Origin of the sequence: Sphingomonas sp. FUKUSWIS1 (assembly GCF_000733135.1) — a bacterium.
Classification (GTDB): Bacteria; Pseudomonadota; Alphaproteobacteria; order Sphingomonadales; family Sphingomonadaceae; genus Sphingomonas; species Sphingomonas aerolata.
Window position 1 is genome coordinate 1 of sequence record NZ_JPJC01000187.1, and the last position, 2657, is coordinate 2657.

The following is a 2657-nucleotide window of genomic DNA, read 5'->3' on the forward strand; positions in this document are numbered from 1 at the left end:
GCGCGCGCGGGGATCACGCCGAACCAGGTCACCGCGATGGGATCGGTGCTGTGCATCGTCGCGACGATCGCCTTCTGGTATGGCTGGTTCTGGACGGGGCTTGCCACCGGCCTCGTCTTCATGGTGCTCGACACCGTCGACGGAAAGCTCGCGCGCTGCACGATCACCGCGTCGAAGCTCGGCAATGCGTGGGATCACGGCGTCGACTTGGTCCATCCGCCCTTCTGGTGGTGGGCCTGGGCGGCGGGCTGCGCGCCCTATGGCCGGCCGCTCGACGATGCGACCTTCTGGGCGGTGATCGGCACGATGCTGTTCGGCTATGTCGCGCAGCGGCTGATCGAGGGCGCGTTCATCGTCCGGTTCGGGATGCACATCCATGTCTGGGAACGCTTCGACAGCTGGTTCCGGCTGATCACCGCGCGGCGCAACCCGAACATGGTGATCCTGTTCGCGGGGCTGGTCGTGACGCGGCCCGACTGGGGGATCATCGGCGTAGCGGCGTGGACCGCGATCTCGCTGGTCGTCCATCTCGTCCGACTGTTCCAGGCGATGGCACGGCGCGCGAAGGGCGGCGCGATCACGAGCTGGCTCGCCTGATCGCGTCGGATCGGGCGGTTCGGCGGGCGGTCTTGCGGCCGCGACTTGCCGCACCGCACCGCGCGCTTTAGGGGCCGCAGGGCGCATGACCCAGGCCCCCGCCCCTTCCCCCACGACCAAGGATTTCGGTGGCGTGCTGCGTTCGGCGGCGCGCAACCTGGGCTGGCTGCTCGCGAGCCGCAGCGTGCTGGCGATCCTGTCGCTCTTCTATCTCGGCTTTGCGACGCGCACATTGGGGGTCGTCGATTTCGGCCGGTTCGCGCTGATCACCGGCGCGGTCCAGGCGCTGACGACGTTCGTCGGCTTCCAGACGTGGCAGATCATCGTCCAGTACGGCGTCCAGCCGCTCCACGACGGTGACAGCCCGCGGCTCGCGCGGCTCTTCCGGCTGGCGGCGCGGCTCGACCTGTCGAGCGCGATCCTTGGCGCGCTGCTGACGATCGGCATCCTCCAGATCTGGGCGAACGCGTTCGGCATTCCGCGCGACCTGATGCACTACACGCTGGTCTTCGCGGTGATCCAGCTGCTGACGATCCGATCGACCCCGCTCGGCATCCTGCGGCTGCGCGACAAATTCTCGCTCTCCGCACTCGCCGACAGCATGACGCCGGTGATCCGCTTCGTCGGCGCGGGCGCGGCGATGCTGTTCGACCCGACGATCCGCGGCTTCATGATCGCCTGGGCCGCGGCCGAGCTGGTCACCGCGGCGACCTACTGGATCATGGTGTGGCGCAGCGGCGACTTCGCGCTGCTGCTGGGCGGGCGCAGCGGCTGGCGCGCGCTGGTCGCGGAAAATCCGGGCGTGGTGAAGTTCGCGCTGAGCACCAATGCCAGCGCGACGCTCGGCCTGTCGAGCAAGCAGATCCCGCTGCTGCTCGTCGGCGCGTCGATCGGCCCGGCCGCGGCGGGTGCGTTCCGGCTCGCGGCACAGGTCGCGCAGGCGCTCGCCAAATTGTCGCAGCTCCTCTCGCGCGCCGCCTTCCCCGAAATCGTCCGCGCGGTGCGGACCGCGGCGCCCGAGCGGCTCCGCTACATCCTGGTGCGGACGATGCTGGCGAGCAGCGCAGCGGCGCTCGCGATCCTCGCGGTCGTTGCGCTGATCGGCGAACCGATGCTCAAACTGGTCGGCGGCAAGTCGTTCGGCAGCGCCTATCCGGTGCTTTTGTGGCTCGCGGCGGCGGGGTGCTTCGACCTGGCGACGGTCAGCCTCGACACCGTGCTGACCGCGGTCAACCGCGCGGGCACGGTGTTCGCGATCCGCGTCGTCGGCGTCATCCTGCTGTTCATCGGCGCGTTCGCCTTGATGCCGCTCTATGGTTCGTCCGGGGTGGCGATGGGCGTCGCGATCGGCTCGGTCGCGGTCGCGATCCTGCTCGGCTTTGCTGCGGCGAATCTGACGCGCAGCCGTCCCTGAGAGCGGCACGCCCCGCCGCGGTCGATAAAGCGCGGGTTCACAGAGCCGACGTCATTGGCCTCCAAATTGCCGTTATGCGATTGCAAGGGTCCCCCATGACGAATCTGCCTCTCCTGCTCGCGCTCGCCGCGGGTGCAACGCTCGCCTCGACGTCCGCGGCTGCCGCGGAGACGTGCGTCGGCACGCCGGGGAACGGCGCGGCCAAGCTCGTGCTCGAGGCGACCACGCTGCACAATGCGGTCGGCGAGGTCGCGTTCACCGTCTATCCCGACGACAAGGGCCGGTTCCTGTCCAAGGGCGGCAAGCTGGCGCGCGCGCGCGTGCCCGCCGCGCAGCCGCACGCCTGTTTCTGGCTGAAGCCCGGTTATTACGCGATCGCGCAATATCATGACGAGAACAGCGACCATGATTTCAACCGCACGCTGTTCCTGCCCAAGGAGGGGTTTGGATTTTCGAACGACGCCCCCACATCGGTCGGCCTGCCATCCTTCGCGTCGGCGCGGGTGGCGCTGCCGGCCGGGGGGACGGTCGTGCGGATGAAGATGCGGTATCGGCGCTAGCGTCGATCAAGGGCAGACGTGCCATAAAAATGTAGCGATACTAGCCTGCGACAGGTAGCCAAGAGTGTGAGCGACGCCGTTTCCAA

The 2657-nt window shown here is 68.5% G+C and carries 3 protein-coding genes; all 3 read left to right on the forward strand.

The window, feature by feature from the left end; translation table 11 throughout:
* A partial coding sequence (locus tag sphsw_RS11545; RefSeq protein ID WP_031440751.1) for a CDP-alcohol phosphatidyltransferase family protein occupies positions 1–597 on the forward strand: 597 nt, incomplete at its 5' end.
* A gap of 85 nt (positions 598–682) precedes the next feature.
* Positions 683–2011, forward strand: a complete 1329-nt coding sequence (locus sphsw_RS11550; RefSeq protein ID WP_042467122.1) for a lipopolysaccharide biosynthesis protein — start codon at positions 683–685, stop codon at positions 2009–2011.
* 95 nt (positions 2012–2106) lie between these two features.
* Positions 2107–2571, forward strand: coding sequence for a DUF2141 domain-containing protein (locus tag sphsw_RS11555; RefSeq protein WP_042467124.1), 465 nt, complete (start codon positions 2107–2109; stop codon positions 2569–2571).
* The last annotated feature ends 86 nt before the right edge of the window (positions 2572–2657 follow it).

Bases quoted from the DNA above. Each gene is read 5' to 3' on its own strand.
- sphsw_RS11555 (WP_042467124.1), top strand. From the start codon at position 2,107: ATGACGAATCTGCCTCTCCTGCTCGCGCTCGCCGCGGGTGCAACGCTC.
- sphsw_RS11550 (WP_042467122.1), top strand. From the start codon at position 683: ATGACCCAGGCCCCCGCCCCTTCCCCCACGACCAAGGATTTCGGTGGC.